Raw genomic sequence first — 413 nt, forward strand, 5'->3', positions numbered from 1 at the left:
GCAGACCTGAAAATAATGCTCGCCGATGCATCTGAATCGCCGCCGGAAGAAACTGAAAACTGATAAGGGGGCTTGTCCTATACAAAAAGTTAGCCCAACTTCTATATTTCAAGAAGTTGGACTCGACTTTTTATGGTTTAGCGGACAGTAATAATATAAAATAGAGCGTCGCGATAATTTTTTTGTGACTTGTGTGGTATATTTAGCGGGAGCATCCGCTATAAGGGGTGACGATAAAGTGGCGGCATGCAAATCTTATTCCAAGAAAAATGGCAGAAAAAGCGTGTGCAGGAGCGTTTGGTGTATTAAATTGATACTCAAATATATGTAAAATATTGTCAAAAACGAGTCTTAAAATAAGTGTTAAATAAGTGTTAAAATAGGTATGAAAATTTGGAGGATAAATGAAAAGT

General features: G+C 36.8%; 1 protein-coding gene. It reads right to left on the reverse strand.

Annotated elements, in window-relative coordinates; all coding sequences use genetic code 11:
* Positions 1–202: 202 nt before the first annotated feature.
* Positions 203–413: hypothetical protein (locus tag QGT73_RS17350; RefSeq protein WP_280123261.1), on the reverse strand; the 211-nt coding region annotated here is incomplete at its 5' end.

This window comes from Duncaniella muricolitica (assembly GCF_910574735.1).
In the GTDB taxonomy this organism is placed as follows: Bacteria; Bacteroidota; Bacteroidia; order Bacteroidales; family Muribaculaceae; genus Duncaniella; species Duncaniella muricolitica.